The sequence below is a fragment of the Achromobacter sp. GQ309 genome, from assembly GCF_059759315.1.
The window spans coordinates 221172-243987 of the sequence record NZ_JCAXDP010000006.1 but is presented as its reverse complement, the minus strand read 5'-3'; the positions used below and the strand labels follow the sequence as shown (position 1 = coordinate 243987).

General features: G+C 67.9%; 16 protein-coding genes. 6 read left to right on the top strand and 10 right to left on the bottom strand.

Translation table 11 applies throughout. From position 1 onward, the window contains the following. Positions 1–25: 25 nt before the first annotated feature. Positions 26–826, top strand: a complete 801-nt coding sequence (locus tag AC6CIE_RS20335) for an IclR family transcriptional regulator (protein WP_175137867.1) — start codon at positions 26–28, stop codon at positions 824–826. Positions 827–830: 4 nt separating this feature from the next. Next, a complete protein-coding gene (locus AC6CIE_RS20330) occupies positions 831–1328 on the top strand; it encodes a PaaI family thioesterase (RefSeq protein WP_498093617.1) in 498 nt (165 codons plus the stop codon). A gap of 21 nt (positions 1329–1349) precedes the next feature. On the opposite strand, the gene AC6CIE_RS20325 is transcribed toward AC6CIE_RS20330, so the two are convergent. The 9 genes from AC6CIE_RS20325 to AC6CIE_RS20285 all read right to left on the bottom strand — a co-directional run bounded on the left by AC6CIE_RS20325 (position 1350) and on the right by AC6CIE_RS20285 (position 14912). Next, entirely contained in the window at positions 1350–3197 is a 1848-nt protein-coding gene (locus tag AC6CIE_RS20325) for a methyl-accepting chemotaxis protein (RefSeq protein WP_218342838.1), read from the bottom strand. 225 nt (positions 3198–3422) lie between these two features. Next, positions 3423–4607 carry a 2-methylaconitate cis-trans isomerase PrpF gene (gene prpF / locus AC6CIE_RS20320; RefSeq protein ID WP_498093615.1) on the bottom strand — a complete coding sequence of 395 codons (1185 nt, stop codon included), beginning with the start codon at positions 4605–4607 and terminating at the stop codon, positions 3423–3425. Positions 4608–4705: 98 nt separating this feature from the next. Then, complete coding sequence (gene acnD, locus AC6CIE_RS20315) at positions 4706–7321, bottom strand: Fe/S-dependent 2-methylisocitrate dehydratase AcnD (RefSeq protein ID WP_498093613.1); 2616 nt, start codon at positions 7319–7321, stop codon at positions 4706–4708. After that, positions 7321–8031 carry a GntR family transcriptional regulator gene (locus AC6CIE_RS20310; protein ID WP_498093611.1) on the bottom strand — a complete coding sequence of 237 codons (711 nt, stop codon included), beginning with the start codon at positions 8029–8031 and terminating at the stop codon, positions 7321–7323. Before AC6CIE_RS20310 ends, acnD begins: the two co-directional genes overlap by 1 nt. A 139-nt stretch (positions 8032–8170) precedes the next feature. Beyond that, on the bottom strand, positions 8171–9982 hold the full coding sequence (locus AC6CIE_RS20305; protein WP_498093609.1) for an NAD(P)/FAD-dependent oxidoreductase: 1812 nt from the start codon (positions 9980–9982) through the stop codon (positions 8171–8173). A 268-nt stretch (positions 9983–10250) separates the two neighbouring features. Beyond that, the gene (locus tag AC6CIE_RS20300; protein ID WP_498093607.1) at positions 10251–12149 is read right to left on the bottom strand and encodes a sigma-54-dependent Fis family transcriptional regulator; all 1899 of its coding nucleotides are present in this window, start codon (positions 12147–12149) and stop codon (positions 10251–10253) included. Positions 12150–12352: 203 nt separating this feature from the next. Further along, positions 12353–13324, bottom strand: a complete 972-nt coding sequence (locus AC6CIE_RS20295) for a Bug family tripartite tricarboxylate transporter substrate binding protein (RefSeq protein ID WP_498093605.1) — start codon at positions 13322–13324, stop codon at positions 12353–12355. A gap of 104 nt (positions 13325–13428) precedes the next feature. Then, a complete protein-coding gene (locus AC6CIE_RS20290) occupies positions 13429–14313 on the bottom strand; it encodes an alpha/beta fold hydrolase (protein WP_498093603.1) in 885 nt (294 codons plus the stop codon). Then, positions 14310–14912 (bottom strand): amino acid synthesis family protein, encoded by a 603-nt coding sequence (locus tag AC6CIE_RS20285; RefSeq protein WP_175122426.1) that lies wholly within the window; start codon positions 14910–14912, stop codon positions 14310–14312. The genes AC6CIE_RS20290 and AC6CIE_RS20285 overlap by 4 nt, the downstream gene beginning before the upstream one ends. 123 nt (positions 14913–15035) lie before the next feature. On the opposite strand from AC6CIE_RS20285, the gene AC6CIE_RS20280 reads away from it, so the two are divergent. Next, positions 15036–15944 carry a LysR family transcriptional regulator gene (locus AC6CIE_RS20280; protein ID WP_498093601.1) on the top strand — a complete coding sequence of 303 codons (909 nt, stop codon included), beginning with the start codon at positions 15036–15038 and terminating at the stop codon, positions 15942–15944. Positions 15945–15977: 33 nt separating this feature from the next. On the opposite strand, the gene AC6CIE_RS20275 is transcribed toward AC6CIE_RS20280, so the two are convergent. Beyond that, positions 15978–16883 carry a LysR family transcriptional regulator gene (locus AC6CIE_RS20275; protein WP_175122428.1) on the bottom strand — a complete coding sequence of 302 codons (906 nt, stop codon included), beginning with the start codon at positions 16881–16883 and terminating at the stop codon, positions 15978–15980. 113 nt (positions 16884–16996) lie between these two features. On the opposite strand from AC6CIE_RS20275, the gene AC6CIE_RS20270 reads away from it, so the two are divergent. The 3 genes from AC6CIE_RS20270 (at position 16997) to AC6CIE_RS20260 (ending at position 22811) form a co-directional block, all read left to right on the top strand. Beyond that, positions 16997–20533, top strand: coding sequence for an indolepyruvate ferredoxin oxidoreductase family protein (locus AC6CIE_RS20270; protein WP_498093599.1), 3537 nt, complete (start codon positions 16997–16999; stop codon positions 20531–20533). 161 nt (positions 20534–20694) lie between these two features. Beyond that, positions 20695–21597 (top strand): LysR substrate-binding domain-containing protein, encoded by a 903-nt coding sequence (locus tag AC6CIE_RS20265; protein WP_498093597.1) that lies wholly within the window; start codon positions 20695–20697, stop codon positions 21595–21597. Positions 21598–21836: 239 nt separating this feature from the next. Next, positions 21837–22811 carry a tripartite tricarboxylate transporter substrate binding protein gene (locus AC6CIE_RS20260; RefSeq protein ID WP_498093595.1) on the top strand — a complete coding sequence of 325 codons (975 nt, stop codon included), beginning with the start codon at positions 21837–21839 and terminating at the stop codon, positions 22809–22811. Positions 22812–22816 lie beyond the last annotated feature (5 nt).

Below are 22816 nucleotides of genomic sequence, written 5' to 3'. Positions count from 1 at the left end.
TGCCGCAATAAAAATGGAGAACCCGATGAGTGAAACCGGTACCCCGGAAATTGCCAGCGCTGGCGGCCCGCGCGTGCGGCCTGTGCCGGCCGTGACGCGATCGATCGCGATCCTGCGCCTTCTGGGCCGGGGCGGCGAGCCCATGACGCTGAAGGCCATCTCGCAGGAACTGGGCATGGTGACCAGCACGTGCCTGCACATTCTTCGCGTCCTGGTGGAGGAAGGCCTGGTGAAGGTCGACCCCGGCGCCAAGCGCTACAGCCTGGGCGTGGGCATGCTGACGCTGGCGCGCAGCGTGATCGAAAGCAACCCGTTCCCCGCGCTGGCGCAGCCCGTGCTGGATCGCATCGCCAACGCGGCCAGCGTCACCGCGATCGGCGTCGAGGTGTCCGGCAGCGATCACATGGTGGTGTTGGCGCTGTCACGGTCCAACGCGCCGTTCCGCCTGCATGTGGACGTGGGAAGCCGCTTTCCGGCGCTGATCAGCGCAACGGGCCGGCTGGTCGCCGCGTTTGCGGATCTGTCTGAGAAGGAACTGGAGCGGCGCTTCAAGGCCCTGCGCTGGGATCAGGCGCCCGAGTTCGCGGCGTGGAAGGCCGACGTGGACGCCGTGCGGCGGCAGGGCTACAGCGTGGACCGCAACAACTACATCAACGGCGTCGTCGTGATCGCGGTGCCGGTGTTCGACAGTCATCAGCGGCTGACGCATGCATTGGTGGCTGCGGGGTTGGCCGAACAGCTCGATGCGGCGCGCGTGGAATCGCTGGCGGCGGAACTGCAGGGCGAGGCGCGCGCGTTGTCGCAACTGATGGCGGCCAGGAGCTAGACGCATGGACACCCATTCCGCCGACGATTCCGCCGTTCCGCCCGGTTGGCGCAAACGCGCGCTGCCCGGGTTTGCGGGCCTGATCGGGCCGTTGTGGGTGCGCAAGGAGGACGATGGTTGGGCTTATGGCCTGTTGACCACCGCCGACCATCTGAATCCCGCAGGCGTAGTGCACGGCGGATTGCTGACTGCGCTGCTGGACCACGGCATCAGCGCGATTGCGTGGGAAGCGCTGGGCCGGCGCGCCTGCGTGACCGTGCAACTGGACACACATTTTCTGGCGGCGGCGCGCGAAGGACAGTTTCTGCACGTGCGCGGCCGCGTGGCGCGGGCCACGTCGTCGCTGGTGTTCATGCAGGGGGAATTGAGCGCGGACGGGGAGATCGTCGCGACGGCGGTTGCCGTGCTCAAGCAGGTCGGTCCGCCCCGAAAAACGGGGGGAGAATCTGCGGCTGGTTCGCCTGCGGCAGGCGAACCAGCCGCAGGCACGCCGGCGGAGTAGCTCCCCGCCGGCGGTTCCGTATCAGCCCTGCGGCAGTGCGATCAGCCGGCCGGCGCTGGCCGCTTCTTCCTCGCGCAGCTTGAACCGCGCAACGGCATCTGCCAACACGCGCGCCTGATCGCTCAACATCCCCGACGCCGCCGTCGATTGCTCGACGAGCGCCGCGTTCTGCTGCGTGGCCTGATCCATGTCGGCGACCGAACGGTCGATCTGCCCCAACCCCGTGCTCTGCTCGGCCATGGCGCCGTGGATCTCGCTCACCATCCGCTGCACGCGGTTGATGCCGTCGACGATCTCGGTCATGGTCGAACCGGCGGCCTGCACGCGTTCCGTGCCGCTCTTCACGTTCTGCACCGACGCCTCGATCAGCGTCTTAATCTCTTGCGCGGAAGCCGCGCTGCGTTGCGCGAGCGTGCGCACTTCACCCGCCACCACCGCGAAACCGCGGCCCTGTTCGCCGGCGCGCGCAGCCTCGACCGCCGCGTTCAGCGCCAGGATGTTGGTCTGGAAGGCGATGCCGTCGATCACGCGGATGATCTCGGTGATGCGCCGCGACGATTGCGAAATCTCGTCCATGGTGGTGACAGCGTCCTTGACCACCTGCCCGCCGCGTGCGGCGACCGCGCTGGCTTCGTCGGCCAGGCGCGTCGCGTGCTCGGCGGTTTCCTCGGTCTGACGCACGCTGGACGCAAGCTCGGTCAGCGCCGACGACGTTTCCTCAAGCGAGGCGGCCGACGTTTCCGTGCGTTGCGACAGATCGCGGTTGCCCATGTCGATCTCTCGCGTGGCGGCGCTCATCGAGTGCACGCCGCTGCGCACCTCGCGCATGACGTGGGTGATCTTCTCCACGAACGCGTTGAACGAGGCCGAAATCTGCGCGACCTCGTCATGACCGACCACGGCCAGACGGTGCGTCATGTCGCCGTCGCCGGAACCGATGGTGTCCATGGCGTCGCGCACGGCGGACAGACGCTTGAAGGCGCGCGACGTGATCACGCTGGCGATGCCCACGGCCACCAGCGTCAGGACCACCAGCGAGATCAGGGTTGCGTTCAACACCTGCGTCAGGCCGACGGTGGCCTCGGTCTTGTCCAGTGCCACGACCAGATACCAGTCGGTGCCGGGAATGCGGCGCGCCTTCAGCAGCTTCTGCGCGCCGTCCAGCGCAATCTCGACGGGCGCTGCGCCGTCGCGGGCCATGGCGGCAATCGCCTCGGCGGTCAGGGCCGGCGAGATGTCGGTCGACGGCTTGAGCGCCAGCTTGTCGTTCAAGTGCGAGATCACCTGGCCGTCCGTGCCCAGCACAAATGCGCTGCTCGACGGGGTGGGGTGGATGGCCTTGATGATGTCCTTCACGCCATCGAGCGGCACGGCGCCGCTCAGCACGCCGGTCGTCTGGCCGTTGCGGATCATCGGCGCGGTGAACGCCACGTACAGCACGCCGGTGCTGGAATCTCCGTAGGGCTTGGTGATCGTCAGCTTGCCGGCGGCCACGGCGCTCTTGTACCAGGGCCGGGCGGTCGGATCGTAATCCGCCGCGGTCTTGGTGGTGGAAAAGAAGGTCTTGTCGGACCAGCCGATGGTGGTGATGGGAAAGCCGTTGGTCTCGCCCATGAGCTTGGTCAGGCCCCGGGGATCGCCTTTCTCGACCACCTTCGCCGTGGCGTCGACAGCCTGCGCCTTGTCGGCCGACCAGCGCTCGATGGCGCTGGCGTTGCCGGAGGCCACGGCGTTCAGGGTCGCGGCGATGGTGGACATCATGTTGTCGCGCACGATCTGGTAGGTGATGAGGCCCGAGAGCGTGAGCGCTCCCACCACCGTAAAGCAGGTAATAAGCAAAATGCGGTTGCGCAGCGACGTTATCTTCATGCTCGTGTACTGGATACGCCGACGTGGATAGTCGGCGGGTTGCTAGTCGGCCGGGAAATCCCCGGCCGCAATCCGCTAACGGCAGGCGGATGCGGCGACTTTAGGGGGCCGAATCAGAACATCGAGCAATATCGATCGCGGCGCTGTCGGACCGCTTTCATTGCAGAAATGTGAACGGGGCAGAATCTGCCCCGTTTGCGGTTCTGGAATGTGCGAATAGCGGGGTCAGAACCCCTCACGCGGTACGTGCACGCGGCCTTCCATCAGCACGCGCGCGCTGCGGCTCATGATGGCTTTGGTCACTTTCCAGTCGCCATCCACCAACTGCGCCTGCGCGCCGACACGCAGGGTGCCCGACGGGTGGCCAAAGCACACGTTGTCGCGTTCGCCGCCGCCGGCCGCCAGGTTCACCAGCGTGCCCGGCACCGCAGCTGCGGTGGCGATGGCGACCGACGCCGTGCCCATCATGGCGTGATGCAGCTTGCCCATGGACAACGCACGCACCAGCACATCAATGTCGCTCGTGCCGATCTTCTTGCCGCTGGAGGAGATGTATTCCTTGGGCGGGGCGACGAAGGCGATCTTCGGGGTGTGCTGGCGGCTGGCGGCCTCTGCCAGGTCCTTGATGAGGCCCATGCGCAGCGCGCCGTGGGCGCGGATGGTCTCAAAGCGCGATAGCGCGGCAGTGTCGCCGTTGATCGCGTCCTGCAGTTCCGTGCCGCTGTAGCCCAGGGCGTCCGCTTCCAGGAAGATCGTCGGGATGCCGGAATTGATCATCGTGGCCTTGAACGTGCCCACGCCGGGCACTTCCAGGTTGTCGACCAGGTTGCCGGTGGGGAACATGGAGCCGCCGTCGCCTTCCTCGGCGGGGTCCATGAATTCCAAACGCAGTTCGGCGGCGGGGAAGGTCACGCCGTCCAGTTCAAAATCGCCGGTTTCCTGCACCGCGCCGCCGGTGATGGGCACGTGAGCCACGATGGTCTTCTGGATGTTGGCCTGCCAGATGCGCACGACCGCAACGCCGTCCTGCGGAACGCGGGCGGGGTCGACCAGGTCGTTGGTGATGGCAAAGGGGCCGACCGCGGCGGACAGGTTGCCGCAGTTGCCGCTCCAGTCCACGAAAGGCTGGTCGATGGAGACCTGGCCGAAGAGGTAGTCCACGTCATGGTCGGGTCGCGTGCTTTTGGCGACGATGACGGTCTTGCTGGTGCTGGACGTGGCGGCGCCCATGCCGTCGATCTGCTTGCCGTAGGGATCGGGGCTGCCGATCACGCGCAGGAGCAGCGCGTCGCGCGCGGCGCCCGGCACGCGGGCGGATTCCGGCAGGTCGTCCAACTTGAAGAACACGCCTTTGCTGGTGCCGCCGCGCATGTAGGTGGCGGCGATCTTGGTTTGGGGAGCATGTGCCATGTGTCGATCCTGAAATATCGGTCCTGAGATATCGGTCCTGAGATATCGGAGTAGGGTGGCGGGCGCTGCACACGCCCGCCGGTCGGTACAACGGCCGGTCAGGCCAGCTTGCCGGCGTCCGTCGCCGAGGCGGCTTCCAGGAAATCCTGGGCAAAGCGCTGCAGCACGCCGCCGGCTTCGTAGATGGACACTTCTTCGGCGGTGTCCAGGCGGCAGGTCACCGGCACCTGTTCGGTGCTGCCGTTGCGGCGGTGGATGACCAGCGTCAGGTCCGCGCGCGGCTTGCGTTCGCCGATGACGTCGTAGCTTTCGGTGCCGTCAAGAGCCAGCGTCTTGCGGTTCACGCCGGGTTTGAATTCCAGCGGCAGCACGCCCATGCCGATCAGGTTGGTGCGGTGGATGCGCTCGAAGCCTTCGGCCACGATGGCTTCCACGCCGGCCAGGCGCACGCCTTTGGCGGCCCAGTCGCGCGACGAACCCTGGCCGTAATCGGCGCCGGCCACGATGATGAGCGGCTGCTTGCGGTCCATGTAGGTCTCGATGGCCTCCCACATGCGCATGACCTGGCCTTCCGGTTCCACGCGCGCCAGCGAACCTTGCTGCACTGAGCCGTCGGCGTTCTTGACCATCTCGTTGAAGAGCTTGGGGTTGGCGAACGTGGCGCGCTGCGCGGTCAGGTGGTCGCCGCGGTGCGTGGCGTACGAGTTGAAGTCTTCTTCGGGCAGGCCCATCTTGTGCAGGTATTCGCCTGCGGCGCTGTCCATCAGGATGGCGTTGGACGGCGACAGGTGGTCGGTGGTGATGTTGTCGCCCAGCACGGCCAGCGGCAGCATGCCGCGCAGCGTGCGCTCGCCGGCCAGCGCGCCTTCCCAGTACGGCGGACGGCGGATGTACGTGCTTTGCGGGCGCCAGTCGTACAGCGGGCTGACGGCCGTTTGGCGGTCGTCCTTGATGCCGAACATGGGGGCATAGACCTTGCGGAACTGCTCGGGCTTGACCGCCGACTTGACCATGGCGTCGATCTCCTCGTCGCTGGGCCAGATGTCCTTCAGACGGATCTCGCGGCCATCGGCGCCCACGCCCAGCACGTCGCGCTCGATGTCGAAGCGGATCGTGCCGGCAATGGCGTAGGCCACAACCAGCGGCGGCGAGGCCAGGAAGGCCTGCTTGGCGTACGGGTGGATGCGGCCGTCGAAGTTGCGGTTGCCGGAGAGCACGGCGGTCGCGTACAGATCGCGGTCGATGATTTCCTGCTGGATCTTCGGGTCCAGCGCGCCGGACATGCCGTTGCACGTGGTACAGGCAAACGCCACGACGCCAAAGCCCAGTTGTTCCAGTTCGTGCGTGAGGCCGGCTTCTTCCAGATAGAGCTGCACGGCCTTGGAGCCGGGCGCCAGCGAGCTCTTGACCCACGGCTTGCGCACGAGGCCCGCGCGGTTGGCGTTGCGCGCCAACAGGCCCGCGGCGATCACGTTGCGCGGGTTGCTGGTGTTGGTGCAGCTGGTGATGGCGGCAATGATGACGGCGCCGTCGGGCATCAGGCCCGGCTGGTTCTCGACCACGCCGGCGATGCCACGTTCGGCCAGGTCGGACACCGGCAGGCGGCGATGCGGGTTGGACGGGCCGGCCAGCGTGCGCACGACGGTGGACAGGTCAAAGCGCAGCACGCGTTCGTACTGCGCCGTCTTCAGGCTGTCGGACCACAGGCCCGCGGTCTTGGCGTAGTTTTCCACCAGCGCGATCTGGTCGTCCTCGCGGCCGGTCAGGCGCAGGTAGTCGATGGTCTGCTGGTCGATGGAGAACATCGCCGCGGTGGCGCCATATTCCGGCGCCATGTTCGAGATGGTGGCGCGATCGCCCAGCGTCAGGCTGGACGCGCCTTCGCCGTAGAACTCCAGGTACGCGCCCACCACCTTTTCCTTGCGCAGGAATTCGGTCAGGGTCAGCACGATGTCGGTGGCGGTGATGCCGGGCTGCGCGCGGCCGGACAGTTCGACGCCGACGATGTCGGGCAGGCGCATCCACGACGCGCGGCCCAGCATGACGTTCTCGGCTTCCAGGCCGCCCACGCCGATGGCGATGACGCCCAGCGCGTCCACGTGCGGCGTGTGGCTGTCGGTGCCGACCAGCGTGTCGGGGAAGGCCACGCCGTCCTGCGTGTAGATCACCGGCGACATCCGTTCCAGGTTGATCTGGTGCATGATGCCGTTGCCCGGCGGCACGACCTCGATGTTCTCGAAGGCCTGCTTGGTCCAGTCGATGAAATGGAAGCGGTCTTCGTTGCGGCGGTCTTCCACCGCGCGGTTCTTGGCGAAGGCGTCCGGGTCGTTGCCGTCGTATTCCACCGCCAGCGAGTGGTCCACGATCAACTGCACCGGCACCACGGGGTTGACCTTGGCCGGGTCGCCGCCCTTGTCGGCGATGGCGTCGCGCAGGCCCGCCAGGTCCACCAGCGCGGTCTGACCCAGGATGTCATGACAGACCACGCGCGCGGGAAACCACGGAAAGTCCAGGTCGCGGCGGCGTTCGATCAACTGCTTGAGCGCGTCGGTCAGCAGCGCGGGATCGCACCGGCGCACCAGGTTTTCGGCCAGGACACGGGACGTGTAGGGCAGGCCGTCATACGCGCCGGGCGCGATGGCCTCCACGGCCGCGCGGGCGTCGAAATAGTCCAGGCGGGTGCCGGGCAGGTTCTTGCGGTACGACTTGTTCATCATGCCTCCGTGCGCTGTTGGGTGCTTTGCGCGATCTGTTGTTCGATGTTGATGCGGGATGCGCGGATGTGCCGGCGCATCAGAAGTTCTGCCAGTTCGCCATCACCGTCGGCGATGGCATCCAGAATGCGGTGGTGCTCGGCATAGGCCTGCCGCGGGCGGTTGGGCGTCGTCGAGTACTGGATGCGGTACATGCGCGCCAATTGATAGAGCTCGTCGCACAGCATGCGGAACAGCATCTGATTGCCGCTGCCTTTGACGATGCGGTAGTGGAAATCGTAATCCCCTTCCTGCTGGTAATAGCCCAGCCCGGCCTGGAAGGCTTCGTCGCGTTCGTGCGCTTCCAGCACGCCGCGCAGCTCGTCGATTTCCGACGGCGGCATGCGCTCGGCGGCCAGGCGGCAGGCGGTGCCTTCCAGCGATTCGCGGATTTCGTAGAGTTCGACCAGTTCCTGGATCGACAGGGACACGACGCGCGCGCCGGCGTGCGGCACGCGCACCAGCAGCTTCTGGCCTTCCAGCCGGTGCAGGGCCTCGCGCAGCGGACCGCGGCTGACCCCGTGGATGCGCGCCAGTTCGGGTTCGGAGATCTTGCTGCCCGGGGCGATCTCGCCCTTGACGATGGCGGACTGGATCTTGCGGAAGATGTGGTCCGACAAGGTTTCGCCATCGGGGGGCGGCGTGCCCGGCAGGGTGAGCACTTTGCTCATGGTGTCGACAATTCGTTCCGTTTTTGGGGTGATAACCGGAAAAACGCGTCGGCAACGCGTCGAAGTGTCAACAATTTACTCCCCGGGCGGGGGCGGGCGCAAGGGCCGTCGGCCCCTGCGCGCCCGGTTGACCGTGCGCCTACCGCTTGTGGTGCACCTCCTGCATTCCGTATACCTGCACGGGGAGGCCGGCGTGGCGGGCCTTCAATTGCAGGGACAGATACTGCGAGTAATGGCGCGACTGGTGCAGGTTGCCGCCGTGAAACCACAGGCCCTCCTGCTGCGTGGGCTTCCACATGTTGCGCTGTTCGCCTTCCCACGGTCCCGGGTCCTTGGTGGTGGCCGACCCCAATCCCCAGCACTTGCCAACTTTGTCCGCGACCTCGGGACTGATCAGGTCCGCCGCCCAGCCGTTCATCGAGCCGTACCCGGTGGCGTAGACCACCAGGTCGGCGGGCAGGGTGACGCCGTTGGTCAGCACGACGGCGTCGCGCGTGAGCCGGCTGACGTCGGTGCGCGATTGCAGCTTGATGCTGCCGTCGATGATGAGATCGCATGCGCCCACGTCGATGTAATAGCCCGAGCCGCGCCGCAGGTATTTCATGAAGAGGCCCGAGCCGTCGTCGCCCCAATCCAGCATGAAGCCCGCGGCTTCCAGCTTCTGGTAGAACTCGGCGTCGCGCTCGCGCATCTGCTCGTAGAGCGGGATCTGGAATTGCGCCAGGATCTTGTAGGGCACCGACGCGAAGGTCAGGTCGGCCTTGCGCGTGGTCATGCCATTGGCCAGCGCCTGCTCGGAATACAGCCCGCCCAGCCCGATGTCCATCAGCGTCTCGGAGCGCACGATGTGTGTGGACGATCGCTGCACCATCGTGACGTTGGCGCCGCCTTCCCACAACGCCGCGCAGATGTCGTGGGCCGAATTGTTGGCGCCAATGACGACGACTTTCTTGCCGCGGTAGGCGTCCGGGCCGGGGTGGCGCGAGGAATGCTGCTGCTCGCCCTGGAATTCATCCTGCCCCGGAAAGCTGGGCACGTTGGGCTTGCCCGACATGCCGGTGGCCAGCACGAGCTGCTTGGGCCGCAGCACCACGGGCTTGCCCTCGCGCACGACGTGGACCTCCCATTCCTTTTTGTCCTCGTCGTAGCGTGCCGACTCGCAGACGGTGGAGGTCCAGTAGTTCAGCTCCATCACCTTCGTGTACATCTCCAGCCAGTCGCCGATCTTGTCCTTGGGCGCGAAGACGGGCCAGTTTTCGGGGAAGGGGATGTAGGGCAGGTGGTCGTACCAGACCGGGTCGTGCAGGCACAGCGACTTGTAGCGCTTCCTCCAGCTGTCGCCGGCGCGCTCGTTCTTTTCGAGGATGAGCGTGGGCACGTCGAGCTGGCGCAGACGCGCGCCCAGCGCGATGCCGCCCTGGCCGCCGCCGATGATCAGCACGTAGGGCTGCGTCTCGTAGCCCAGCTCGGCGGCTTCGCGCTCGCGTTTTTCGAGCCAGGTCTGGCGTTCGCGGCTGTGGCCGTGCTGGGCGCCCATGGGCCGGCGCACGCCGCTCGGTTCTTCGTGGCCCTTCAGTTCCGACATCGTGGTGAGCAGCGTCCAGATCTTGCCGTCCTTGACCCGGATGTGGCCGTAGCCGCGCGCGAGATTCGTATCGACCCGGAACCAGCCCTGCAGCAGGCCGCCTTCTTCGGTGGTCGCCTCGGCCTCGTCGCGGGTGAAGCGCACCGGCTCGACGTGTTGCAACTGGTGTTCCAGCATGTCGCGGATCGGGTCCTGGCCTTCCAGCGTGCGCAGGTTCCAGGAAAACAGCACCAGGTCGCGCCAATAGCATTCGTCCTGGAACATCCGGGCGACGGCGTCGATGTCCTTGTTGCCCAGCGCAGTGTTCAACTGCGTGAGCAACGCGTCCAAGGCGGCGTCGGCGTCGGCGGCGTGGTCGATCGGCATGTCATGTCTCCTTGCCCGGGGTGGGCGGTCGTTGTCGTGGCGGACGCACGGTCCGGCGGCGGCCCTGTCCTGTGTCGGAAGGTGGTCGCCGATCAGGAACATGCAAATGCCATGCCAGGTGAGTCGGACGGGGGAAGCCCCGGCGCGCGCGGGTCGAGGCGGGAGTGGGGGTGTGGCGCGATGCCACACCTGTGGCGCGACGCTGTGGCACAACGCTGTCGCGCAACCCTATGGCGCAACCCCGCGCGATCCGCGCAACGCTGCGGCGTCAGCGGCGCGAGGCCAATCCGTAGCGCCGCATCTGGCGATGCACGGTGGAACGGTCCACGCCCATGCGACGCGCCGCTTCCGATACGTTGCCCGCGCAGCTGGCCAGCGTGGCGCGCAGCGCGGCTTCCTCGGGGCTGCCAGCCGCTGGCGCTGCCGCCACCGCCAGTGTGTCGGGCAGGTCGTGCGGCTGGATGACGCCGTGTTCGCATAGCGCGGCAGCCACCGCAATGACGTTGGCCAGTTCACGGATGTTGCCTGGCCACGCGTGGGCTTTCAGCGCAATCAACGCGGCAGGCGACAGCGCGGGCGCGCCGGATTCGTCCTGGTGCCGCGCCAGCATGCGCGCGATCAGCCAGTCCAGGTCCTGGCGTTCGCGCAGCGGCGGCACGGTGAGCGCGGCGGCGTTGATGCGGTAGTACAGGTCTTCACGAAAGCGCCCCTCGCGCACCAGCGCGCCCAGGTCGCGGTGCGACGCCGACACCAGCGACAGGCGCAGCGCGCGCGGCGCATTGGCGCCGATCGGCGTGACCTCGGATTCCGCCAGCACGCGCAGCAGGCGGCTTTGCAGCGCCAGCGGCATGTCGCCGATCTCGTCCAGAAAGAGGGTGCCGCCGTCGGCCTCCTCGATGAGACCCTTGCGGCCCTTGGGGGCGGCGCCGGTGTAGGCGCCCGGCAGGTAACCGAACAACTCGCTTTCGATCAGTGATTCGGGGATGGCGGCGCAATTGACGGCGACGAAGCGGCCAGCGCGGCGGCTTTCATCGTGGATGGCGCGCGCAAGGTACTCCTTGCCGACGCCGGTTTCGCCCTGCAGCAGCATGGGCAGGCCCTGCCGCGCCAGCTTGGCGGCGCGCACCAGCAGCGCGGCCATGCGGTCGTCGCCGCCGTCCAGGCCGCGCAGCGCCGAGGGCGCCTCGCGCACCGCCACGGTGGCGCCGCGCGGCCGGCGGTTGGGTTCGATGGCGTGGGCAAAGAGGGCGTCGCCGTCACGCGCGACGATCAGCCGGTCCTGCGGCGCGCGGCCGCGCGTGTACTGCGGCAGATCGTCCAGCTGCACGTCGAAAAAGCGCGTCACCGGCAGGCCGATCAGGTCATGCGGATTGCGCCAGTCCAGCCCGGCGGCGCGTGCCAGCAGCTTGGCGCCGCTATGCGTCATGCCGAGCACGCGGCCGGCCCCGTCCAGCGAAATCGCGGCTTCCGGATCCACATCCAGGAATTCCGGCGAGCGGGCAAAGCGCAGCACCCATTCGTTGCGCGTGCGCGCCATCAGGTTGGCCAGCTCGATGCGCCGCGTGGTGCTGTTGACCAGATGCAGCGCCAGATTCTGGCTGGCCTTCAGGCTGGGCGAACTGAGTAGCGAGATGTCCAGCACGGCGGCCAGCTCGCCGTCGGCGCTGTAGATGGGCGCGGCGGTGCAGGACAGCGGCGTGTGCGTGTTGTCGAAGTGATCGGTCTGGTGAATGGTGAGCGCTTCGCCCGTTTCCAGGCAGGCGCCGACGGCGCAGGTGCCGGCGCGCTGCTCGGACCATTCCGACCCCAGATACAGCCCGGCCTTGCGCAGTTGGGCGGTCTGCTGGGCATCGCCCAGGAATTCCACGGTGACGCCTTGCCGGTCGGCCAGCAGCAGCACGTAGTTCTGGCCGGCCACCTGCCGGAACAGGTGATCCAGCCCGCTGCGGGCGATGGCGATCAGGGCTTCGGATTGCTGGCGGTGTTCACGCAGGCGGCCGTCCGGGACGATGTAGGCCTCGCAGGCGTGGGCCGGGTCGAGACGGTACTGATCCAGGCAGCGCAACCAGCTGCGCACGACATGCGCGTCTCGCTGCGTGGGCAGGCCCTGGCCGACCTGTTCGATTTCGCGGATATGGGCGGAGTGCAGGGATTCCTGACTGGGCATGTCGTCTCCAGGTTTGCCCGATCTGCGCCGGATCAACGGGCAGCATGCCCAAGCGGAGACGCCGCTGTAAATGCTGGTTATCCAGCAGTCGCGCGGCCCCGGCAGCCGGCATCCCGGGGTTCCAAATCCGGCCCAGCAATCCGGCCCAGCAATCTGGCCCCGCGTTCCGGCCCCGAATCCCCCTTAAGTCGGCTTGCTACCGCCTACAGATCCACCCGCACCTTGCCCGACTGCACCAGCCCGGCGACATCCCGGATCTCTGCCAGCAGCGCGTCCTGCAACTGCGCGGGCGTGCCGCCGGTAGGCTCGAAACCTTGCTCAGCCAGCTTGGCGTGCACGGACTCGGTTTTCAGGGCGCGGTTGATGCCCTGGTTCAAGGCCGCAATCGTCGCCTCGGGCGTTCCCGCCGCGCAGTAAGTGCCGAACTGGATCTGCGCCGAAAACCCCGCAAAGCCGCTTTCGGCGACAGTGGGAATGTCCGGGTATTTGGGCAGGCGCTGCGGACTGGTCACGGCCAGCACGCGCAGGCGGCCGCTCTTCAGGTAGGGCTCGACCGCGGCGACGGTGGCCACCACCACCTGGATCTGGCCGCCCAGCAGGTCGGTCATCATCGGGCCGGTGCCGCGATACGGCACGTGCAGCATCTCGATGCCGCACGCGGCCTGCAGCAGTTCGGTGGCCAGGTGCTGAGGCGTCGCGTTGCCCGGGGTGCCGAAGGTCAGCCCCTTGGGCTCGCGCCGCGCCTGCGCCACCAGTTCGGCGATCGTCTTGGCCGGCAGGTCGCTGTTGACCGCCACCATGTAAGGCGACCGCGCGATGGGGCAGACGGGGGCCAACTGTTTCAGTACCTCTTCGGGCGGCCGGGCGTAGTAGCGCACCGACGGGACCAGGCCGGCAAACAGCAGCATGCAGCCGTCCTTGGCGCCATTGGCCGTGTAGTCCGCGCCCAGCATGCCGCTGGCGCCGGGTTTGTTTTCGACGATGACCGAGCGCTCCAGCGCGCCTTCCAGCGACGCCGCGATCACGCGGCCCAGCACGTCGGTGCCGCCGCCCGGCGGGAAGGGCACGATCACGCGCAGGGGCTGTTCGCGCGCGAAGGCCAGGCGGGTGGCGGTGGCGCCCAGCGGGGCCAGCGACATTGCCGCGAGGGTCTTGATGAGGGTTCTGCGGTCCATGTGTTTTGTCTCCGTCCCCGCATCGTGGCGGGGTGTCGCGCATCGTCTCTGTCAGGGCGGACGATTTCGGGTTCTGGGGATTGCGGTTGATGCGGTGTCGTCAGCTACGCCTTTGCGGAATGCGTCGGCGCTGAATTCGGTTGCGCCGAGTTCGCCTGCGTTGAATCCGCTTGTGTTGAATTCGTCAGCGTGGTTTGCGTCTGCGTGGATTGCGTCTGCGCCGGATGCGCCGACACAAAGCTGCGCAGCGCGGCCGCCACCGTGCCGGGTTCCTCTACCGGCAGCATATGACGCTGTTCGGGCGCCACGCGAGCGCACGCCCGAGGCAGCGCGCGCCCCAGCTCCCGCGTCATGCGCGGGTTGGAGCCGACATCGTTCTCGCCCGTCATGACCAGCACAGGGCAGGCGATGTCTGGCGCGGCCTGCGCCAGCAGCGGATCACCCAGCGCGAACAGCGCGTAGGCGGACAGGAAGCTCTCGCGGTCGTTGTCCAGCAGGCGCTGTTCGATCTGCGCCACGCGCGCGGGCCGCGCCGCTTGAAACGCCGGCGTGAACCAGCGCGTCAAGGACACCTTGGCGGCCTCCTGCGGATCCTGCGTGGCGGCCGACGCCAGCCGGGCGCGCACCGCCGCGGCTTCTTCTTGCGTGCGGCGAAACACGGTGCTCAGCAGCACCAGCCGGCTGACGCGATCGGGGCGGGCCGCCGCATAGGCGCCCGCGATGAGGCCGCCCATGGAATAACCCAGCACGGTGGCCTGTTGCCAACCCACGGCGTCCAGTTCCGCGTCCAGTTGCGCAACGAAGTCCTGAATGTCCGCCTGGCCGCGCAACGCGGGCGCGGCGCCGTGGCCCAGCAGGTCATAGCGCAGCACGTCGAAGTCCGGCTCCAGCAAAGGCGCCAGATCGTCCCACAGCGTGTGGTCCAGGCCGACGCCGTGCAGCAGGACCAAAGGTTCGCCGCGGCCGGTGCGCCGCCGTTGCGTATTCATTTTGCGCGCGCCTCCTGCGCTTCCTGTTCCAGTTCCTTCAGGTCCGAATAGCGGTTGCCGATGCGGTGATGCGGACGGCCCGAGGTGGCCGCGCCCAGCGCAATCACGATCTCGTCCGGCGCCGGCGCGTCGTTGATGGTGGTCTGCACCGTCAGGTAGTGCGAGCGCAGGCCTTCATCCAGCTTGTGCATCAGCGGCACCGAGATCACGCAGCCGGGACCGCCGCGCATGTTGGTGAAGCTGAGATAGCTGGTGCCGCCCACCGCGTTGCGGTAGAAGTTGCCGAATCGCAGCGTGTGAATCAGCGCGGACGCGTGTTCGACCTCGCCGGCAGTGCCCACCACGGCGGCCTTGCCGTAGGCCTCGATGTTGTCCGCCGATCCGGCCTGGCGAAGGATCTCGCTGACCAAGAGTTCGCCCAGCGGCGGCGCGGCTTCCAGGATGCCGGGCCGCAGGTCTTCCTGAAACGGCAGGCCGGCCCACGGATTGCGGATCACGGCGGCGGCCACGATCATCACCAGCGGGCGTTCGGCTGCGCGGCCGCCTTCGATGAGGGTTTTCTCGACGTAACTGACTACCTTGCGCACTTGCAGTGACATACGCGCTGCTCCGAAAGCTGGGGGATGAATGACGAGTCCATTGTTCGGCTCGAAGCGCGTTTTTGACAATCCAAATTAACGTGAGCTAACTTCAGAAAATCCGAATTTGGCCCGGCGTCCGTCATGCCCACCCCACTGAAAATCCAGCACCTGCGCCAGTTCCTGATGGCCGCCGACCACGGCAGTTTTCGTGTCGCCGCGCAGGGCACGTTCCGGTCGCAGGCGGCCGTGTCCGCCGCCATGCAGGACTTGGAGCAGCAGTTGGGCGCGCCGCTCTTCGAACCCGGCAAGCGCGCCCAGCTGACGGCGCTGGGCCAGGCGGTGGCGCCGTTGTTCCGCGAGCTGCTGGCCACGCATGACCGCGTGCTGGATGCGGCGCGGCAGTTCGGTATGGGCAGCCAGGGGCCCGTGGCGCTGGCCGTCATGCCATCGCTGGCCGACGAATGGCTGCCCCGCCTGCTGGAACGCTATGCGCGCAGCCATCCCGATGTCCGCATCCGCGCACTGGACGAAACGTCGCCCGAGGTGCACCGGCTGGTGCTGTCGGGAGAGGTGCAGGTGGGCGTGGCTGGACAATCCCCGCGCACGGCCGAGGTGGCCTTCACCCCGGTGGCGCGCGATGCGTTCGGGCTGGTCTGCAAGAAAACCCACCCGCTCGCACGGCGGCGCGGTCCGGTGACGTGGGCGGCGCTGGCCGACGAACGTCTGATTGGCAACGCCACCTTCGAAACGCTGAAGAACCGTCAACTCGGCAGCGGCATCGACGACCCGGCGATCGTGGTGTCCAACCGGGCGTCGCTGTTGGCCAGCGTGGTAGGCGGCCTGGGCGTGACGGTGCTGCCGGTGCTGGCGCGGCCCGCGGCGGGCAGCGGGCTGGCTTTCGTGCCGCTGGTGGAGCCCGTGGTCGAGCGCATCGTCGGCGTGCTGACACGCAAGGAAGAGACGCTGCTGCCGTCGGTGGCTGCGATGCACGCGCTGGCGCTGCGGTCGCTGGCGCAGTTCACGCGCCGCAAGGGCGCGGTGCTGGTGTAGGCGGAAAGCGGTCAGCCAGGCTGCGGGCCGGCGTCACCCTCCGCACGCATAGATCATGAATTGCCGGAAGGCCTCGGCCGGCTTGGCCATGGCCGCGCGCGGATGCCACAGCAGACCGGCTTCCATTGGCGGCACGGCATCGGTGATGGGCACCGCTTCGATCTTGCGGCCTTCAAGCGACCAGGGGCGGTAGACCATGTCCGACAGCATCGTGATGCCAAAGCCGTGCGCGACCAGCCCCCGCAGCGCCTCCATCGACCGCGTCCTGAAAGCAATGTCCGGCTGCAGGCCGTGGCTGCGCCAATAACCCAGCGTGGAACGTTCGCCCTCGTCCATTTCCAGCAGGATGTACGGATAGCGCGCAATGTCGGCTAGCGCGGGTGCGGCCGCCTGCGTCAGGGGATGGCCCGCCGCCGTCCACAACTGGCGCCGCGATCGCACCAGCACGTGATGGCCGAAGCGCTCGCGTTTGTCGACGTTGGACAGCAGCGCCACGCCCAATTCCACGTCGCCGCTGGCCACGGCCTGTTCGATCTCGGGGCGGTCCAGGTCGACCAGGTCCAGCACCACGTCGGGATAGCGCCGCCGAAAGCGCGCCAGTAAATCGGGCAGAAAGTAGCCCAGCACCGTATATGAGGCCGCGATGCGCACCGAGCCTCGCAACGCATAGCGCTGGAATCCCGGCTCACGCAGCGCGTCATCCAGCGAATCGAGCACGTCGCGCGCGCGCTGGTGGAAGTTGTGACCCTCGGGCGTCAGCGTCACCCCGTGCGCGTGGCGGTCGAACAGGCGCACGCCCAGTTGCGCTTCCAGCGCCAGCACGGCATTGGTGACCGCCGATTGGGACACATGTTCGTCGGCCGCCGCCATGGAAAACCGCCCGGTGCGGGCGGCGGCGGCGAAGTACCGGAGTTGGCGAAGCGTGACTTCATTAGCCATGTGTTTTTCACATACCAGCTAGTCGAATATATGAATATACGATGGCAGCGCGCCTTCCTACACTGCGGAAAACACGTAAATGCCCGCACCGCAGATTGCAGGAGACAACCCCGATGAACGCCCCTCTACCCCCCGGCGTGGCCGATACCCATGGCCTGTCGCTGGACGACAAATACGCGCAGCCCACCGGCCGCGTGTACCTCAGCGGCACGCAGGCGCTGGTGCGCCTGCCGCTGATGCAGAAGCAGCGCGACCAGCAGGCCGGCCTGAACACGGCGGGCTATGTGTCCGGTTACCGGGGCTCGCCGCTGGGCGGTCTGGACCAGGCGCTGTGGAAGGCCAAGCGCCATCTGAAGGCGAACGACGTGGTGTTTCAGCCCGGCCTGAACGAAGACCTGGCGGCAACTGCAGTCTGGGGATCGCAGCAGCTCAATCTGTTTCCCGGCGCGCAGCGCGATGGCGTCTTTGGCATGTGGTACGGCAAGGGGCCGGGTGTGGACAGGTCGGTTGACGTGCTCAAGCACGCCAATTCGGCCGGCACGTCCGCGCACGGCGGGGTGCTGATGCTGGCGGGCGACGACCACGCCGCCAAGTCGTCGTCGGTGGCGCACCAGTCGGAACACGTGCTGATCGCCAGCGGCATTCCGGTGCTGTATCCCTCCAACGTGCAGGAATACCTGGACTACGGCCTGCACGGCTGGGCCATGAGCCGTCACACCGGTCTGTGGGTGGCAATGAAGTGCGTGACGGATGTGGTGGAATCCAGCGCCTCGGTCGACGTGGACCCGTCGCGCGTGCAGATCGTGCTGCCCGAAGACGGCATGCCGCCGGGCGGTTTGAACATCCGCTGGCCCGATTCGCCGCTGGCGCAGGAGGCGCGGCTGCTGGACCACAAGTGGTACGCGGCGCTGGCCTATGTGCGCGCCAACAAGCTGAACCGCGTGGTGCTGGATTCGCCCAATGCCCACTTCGGCATCATGACGGCCGGCAAGGCTTATCTGGACGTGCGGCAGGCGCTGAACGACCTGGGGCTGGACGAGGCGGCCTGTGCGCAGGCCGGCATCCGCGTGCTGAAGGTGGGCTGCATCTGGCCGCTGGATGCGCAGGACGCGCGCGAGTTCGCCACCGGGCTCAAGGAAATTCTGGTTGTCGAGGAAAAGCGCCAGATCCTGGAATACGCGCTGAAGGAAGAACTCTACAACTGGCGCGACGACGTGCGCCCGCGCGTGTTTGGCAAGTTCGACGAACGCGAGAACGGCGGCGGCGAATGGTCCACGCCGCGCGGCGGATGGCTGCTGCCGGCGCGCTACGAGCTGTCGCCCGCGCTGATCGCCCGCGCCATCGCCGCGCGCCTCGAAAAAGCCGATCTGTCTGACGCGCTGCGCGCCCGCATCGCGGCGCGCCTGGCCGTGATCGACGCGAAAGAACGCGAGGCCAGCCGCCCCACGCTGGTCGAAGAGCGCAAGCCCTGGTTCTGTTCCGGCTGTCCGCACAACACCTCGACCCGCGTGCCGGAAGGGTCGCGCGCGGTCGCCGGCATCGGCTGCCACTACATGGCGATGTGGATGGACCGCAATACCGACACCTTCAGCCAGATGGGCGGGGAGGGCGTGGCGTGGCTGGGTCAGAAGGACTTCACGTCCGAGCGCCACATCTTCGCCAACCTGGGCGACGGCACGTATTTTCATTCGGGCCTGCTGGCCCTCCGCGCGGCCATCGCGGCGCGTGCGCGCATCACCTACAAGATTCTCTACAACGACGCCGTCGCCATGACGGGCGGGCAGCCCGTGGACGGCGTGCTGACCGTGCCGCAGATCGCGGCGCAGATGCTGGCCGAAGGCATCGTCAAGACGGTGGTGGTGACGGACGAGCCCGATAAATACACGGGCGCGTTGACCTTGCCGGCCGGCATCGAGGTCCACCACCGCAAGGCGCTGGACGACGTGCAGCGCGCGCTGCGCGACATCGACGGCGCCACCGTGCTGATCTACGACCAGACCTGCGCGACCGAGAAGCGCCGCCGCCGCAAGCGCGGGGACTATCCCGACCCGGCCAAGCGCGCCTTCATCAACGAAGCGGTCTGCGAAGGCTGCGGCGATTGCTCGGTGCAGTCGAACTGCCTGTCGGTCGAACCGCTGGATACGCCGCTGGGCACGAAGCGGCGCATCAACCAGTCGTCGTGCAACAAGGACTTCTCGTGCGTGGAGGGCTTCTGCCCCAGCTTCGTGACGGCCGAAGGCGCGGTGCCGCGCAAGCCCGGCAAGCAGGGCGGCGCGCCCGCGCTGCCCGAGGCCCCGCTGCCCGTGCGCGCCGATATTGCGCCGGGCGCCGCGTATCGCGTGGTGGTCGCGGGCGTGGGCGGCACGGGTGTGGTGACGGTTGGCGCGCTGATCGGCGCGGCCGCGCACATCGAGGGCAAGGGCGTGACCGTGCTGGACATGGCCGGGCTGGCGCAGAAGGGCGGGGCCGTGCTCAGCCACGTGCAGCTGGCCAACCGGCCCGAGGATCTGCACGCCACGCGCGTCGCGCTGGGCGAGGCGGATTTGGTCATCGGTTGCGATGCGCTGGTGTCGGCGTCGCCCGAGGTGCTGTCGCGCCTGCGGCCCGATCATGGCCGCGCGGTGGTCAACAGCAGCGCCGCGCCGACGGCCGCGTTCCTGTCGCAGCCGGCCTGGCGCTTTCCGGGCGCGCAGGCGCAGGCCGCGTTGACGCAGAGCACCGGCGGACATGTCGACTTCCTGGAGGCCGGCCCGCTGGCCGAGGCCCTGCTGGGCGACAGCATCTACGCCAATCCGCTGCTGTTGGGCTATGCGTGGCAGAAGGGCGGCCTGCCGCTGTCGCTGGACAGCCTGCGCCGCGCGATCGAGATCAACGGCGTGTCGGTGGACAAGAACCTGGCCGCCTTCGAACTGGGCCGTCAGGCCGCGCATCGCGGCGCCGACGCGCTGCGCCCGGCGGCGGCCGAGCGGGTGGTGGCGCTGCCTGAAACCCTGGATGCGCTGGTCAACCGGCTGGCGGCGCACGTGCGCGATTACCAGGACGACGCGTACGCGCAGCGCTATCTGGCGGCCGTGGCGGCGGTGCGCACCCGCGAAACCGCGCTGGGCGACAAGCGTCACGAGGTCACGCGCGCCGTGGCCCGCAATCTGGCCAAGCTCATGACCTACAAGGACGAGTACGAGGTGGCGCGGCTGCACGCCGACCCCGCGTTCAAGGACCGGCTGCGCGCGCAGTTCGAAGGCGAGCCGGGCCGCGACTACACGCTGCGCTACTACCTGGCGCCGCCGGCGTTGGCGCGCCGCGATGCGCGGGGCCGTCCGCAGAAGCGCGCGTATGGGGCGTGGATGGAAACGGCGTTCCGATTGCTCGCGCCGATGAAGCGCGTGCGCGGCACGTGGCTGGACGTGTTCGGCAGGACGGCCGAGCGCCGCATGGAGCGTCAGCTTGCGGCGGATTATCTGGCGCTGGCCGAGGAGTTCGCCCGCACGCTGGACGACGGCAACCGCGACGCGGCGCTGGCACTGGCCAACGTGCCGGATGCGATCCGCGGGTATGGGCATGTGAAGGAAAAGAGCGTGGAGCAGGCGCGCGGCAAACAGGCGGCGCTGTGGGAGCGGTATCGCGCAGGCAAAGCGCGGTTGGCCGCCTGAGCTGGCGGACGGGTCGACCGCGCGCAGCTGCGGCCTGACCGCGCTGGCGAGACGACCTGGCCCCGCGATCTGAGCCGCCCGGCCATGCTGGCGCGGCGGGAGCGTGGTGTACGATCCCCCGTCAATGCGGGGGCCCGTCCCCGCCGCCCGCTGGATCCGCCATGGAAAGCATCCTCCGCAAACTCGACCTGACTTCGCTGCGCCTCTTTGTGGCGGTCTGCCAGGAGAACAGCATCGCGCGGGCGGCCGAGCGCGAGTTCATCGCGCCTTCCGCCGTCAGCCGGCGCATCGCCGACATGGAAGTGCTGATCGGCCTGCCGCTGATCGCCCGGCACACCCGCGGCGTCTCGGTGACGCCCGCCGGGCAGACCGTCCTGCGCCATGCCCGCCAGATCATCGGCGACGTCGAGGCGATGGGGGCGGAGCTGTCGCGCTTCTATGAGGGCGTGAAAGGGCACGTGCGGGTGGTGGCCAACCTGTCGGCCATCGTGCAGTTCCTGCCCGAGGACGTGGCGGCGTTTCAGCGCCTGTTTCCCGATGTGGACATCGACCTGGAAGAACAGCACAGCCCGGATGTCCTGCGCCTGGTGCGCGAGCGGGCGGCCGACTTCGGGATCTGCAACCAGATGGCGGGCGCCGATGGGCTGGAACAGCTGCCTTACCGCCGCGACCGCCTTGCCGTCATGCTGCCGTCCAATCACCCCAAGGCGTCGGCGCGCCAGCTTAGCCTGCAGGACATTGCCGACGAGACCTTCGTCGGCCTGCGCGAGAACAGCGCGTTGACGCAGCTGCTGGCGGCGCGAGCCGCGGCGCAGGGCAAGACGTTGTCGGTGAAGATTCGCGTGGCCAGCCTGGACGCGCTGTGCAGGATGACACACGCCGGGCTGGGCATTGCCGTCATGCCGCAGCAGGTCGCGGAGTTGTATCTGCAGGCGCTGGACGTGGTGGTGCGTCCCCTTTCCGATGCGTGGGCACGTCGCCAGCTTTGCATCGTGTTTCCGAACCAGGCGCAGTTGTCGGCGACGGCGGGCAAACTGGTCAGGTTTTTGGCGCAGCAGGGCTGACGGTTGGCGGCCCTGCTGCGCCGCTGCGCCGCAAGCAACGCAGCGACCGAGGCGGTTGCCGCCGCAGCCACGGTCGCAACCCGTCGTCGGAACCCGCCGCCGGAACCCGCCGTCGCCATTCGCGATGGCGGGGCTGCCGATATGACACTTCGCGGTTGGCGGCCGCCTTCGTATAGTCAAAGCGCGTTCATCGCCGGTACGGGGCATCCAGACCCCGCTGCGTCCTATACGGAGACATCATGACCCCCACCAGATTGCTCGCGAGCTGTGCGCTCGCGCTTGGCGCCATGTGCGCGGCTGCGGCCGCATCCGCCGCCGGCTACCCGGACCATCCCATCCGCCTGATCGTGCCCACGTCGCCCGGCTCGACCGCCGACGTGGTGGCGCGCGTCGTGGCCGATAACCTGGGCAAGACGCTGGCCCAGCCGATGATCGTGGAAAACCTGGCCGGCGCGGCGGGCATCCCCGGCACACGCCAATTGGTGTCGGCCAAGCCCGACGGCTACACCCTGGGCATCGTGTCGTCCAACCACGCCATCAACCCCAGCCTGTACAAAAGCCTGCCCTACGACACGGTCAAGGACATCACGCCGATTTCCGTCATCGGCACGACGCCGCTGGTGGTCGTGGTGGCGGAGAACTCACCGTACAAAACGATGGACGACCTGCTGAAGGCCGCCCGCGCGCAGCCGGGCAAGATCAATTACGGCTCGTCCGGTACGGGCAGCGTGCTGCACCTGGCTGGCGAGCTGCTCAAGTCCAAGGCGGGCGTGGACATGATGCATATCCCGTACAAGGGCGGCAACGCGCTGATCACCGACGTGATGTCGGGACAGATCCAGGTCGCCTTCCTGGCCACGCCGTCCGTGCTGGCGCAGGTGCAGGCAGGCAAGCTGCGCGCATTGGCGGTCAGCACGCCCGAGCGCCTGGCCATCCTGCCCAACGTGCCCACCTTGGATGAAGCCGGCGTGAAGGGCTATTCGTACGATGCCTGGATCTCGCTGATCGGACCGGCCGGGCTGCCCGCCAATATCGTGCAAAAGCTGCAAGCCGCCACGCACAAGACCATGCAGGAGCCGGCGGTGCTCAAGGCGCTGTCGCCGCAGGGCTTTGTGTCGCAGGGCACCACGGCGGAACAGGCGGCGCAGACGCTGGCCGCCGAGATCACCAAGAGCCAGACGCTCGTCAAGGCGGCGGGCGTCACCATCGAATGACCGGA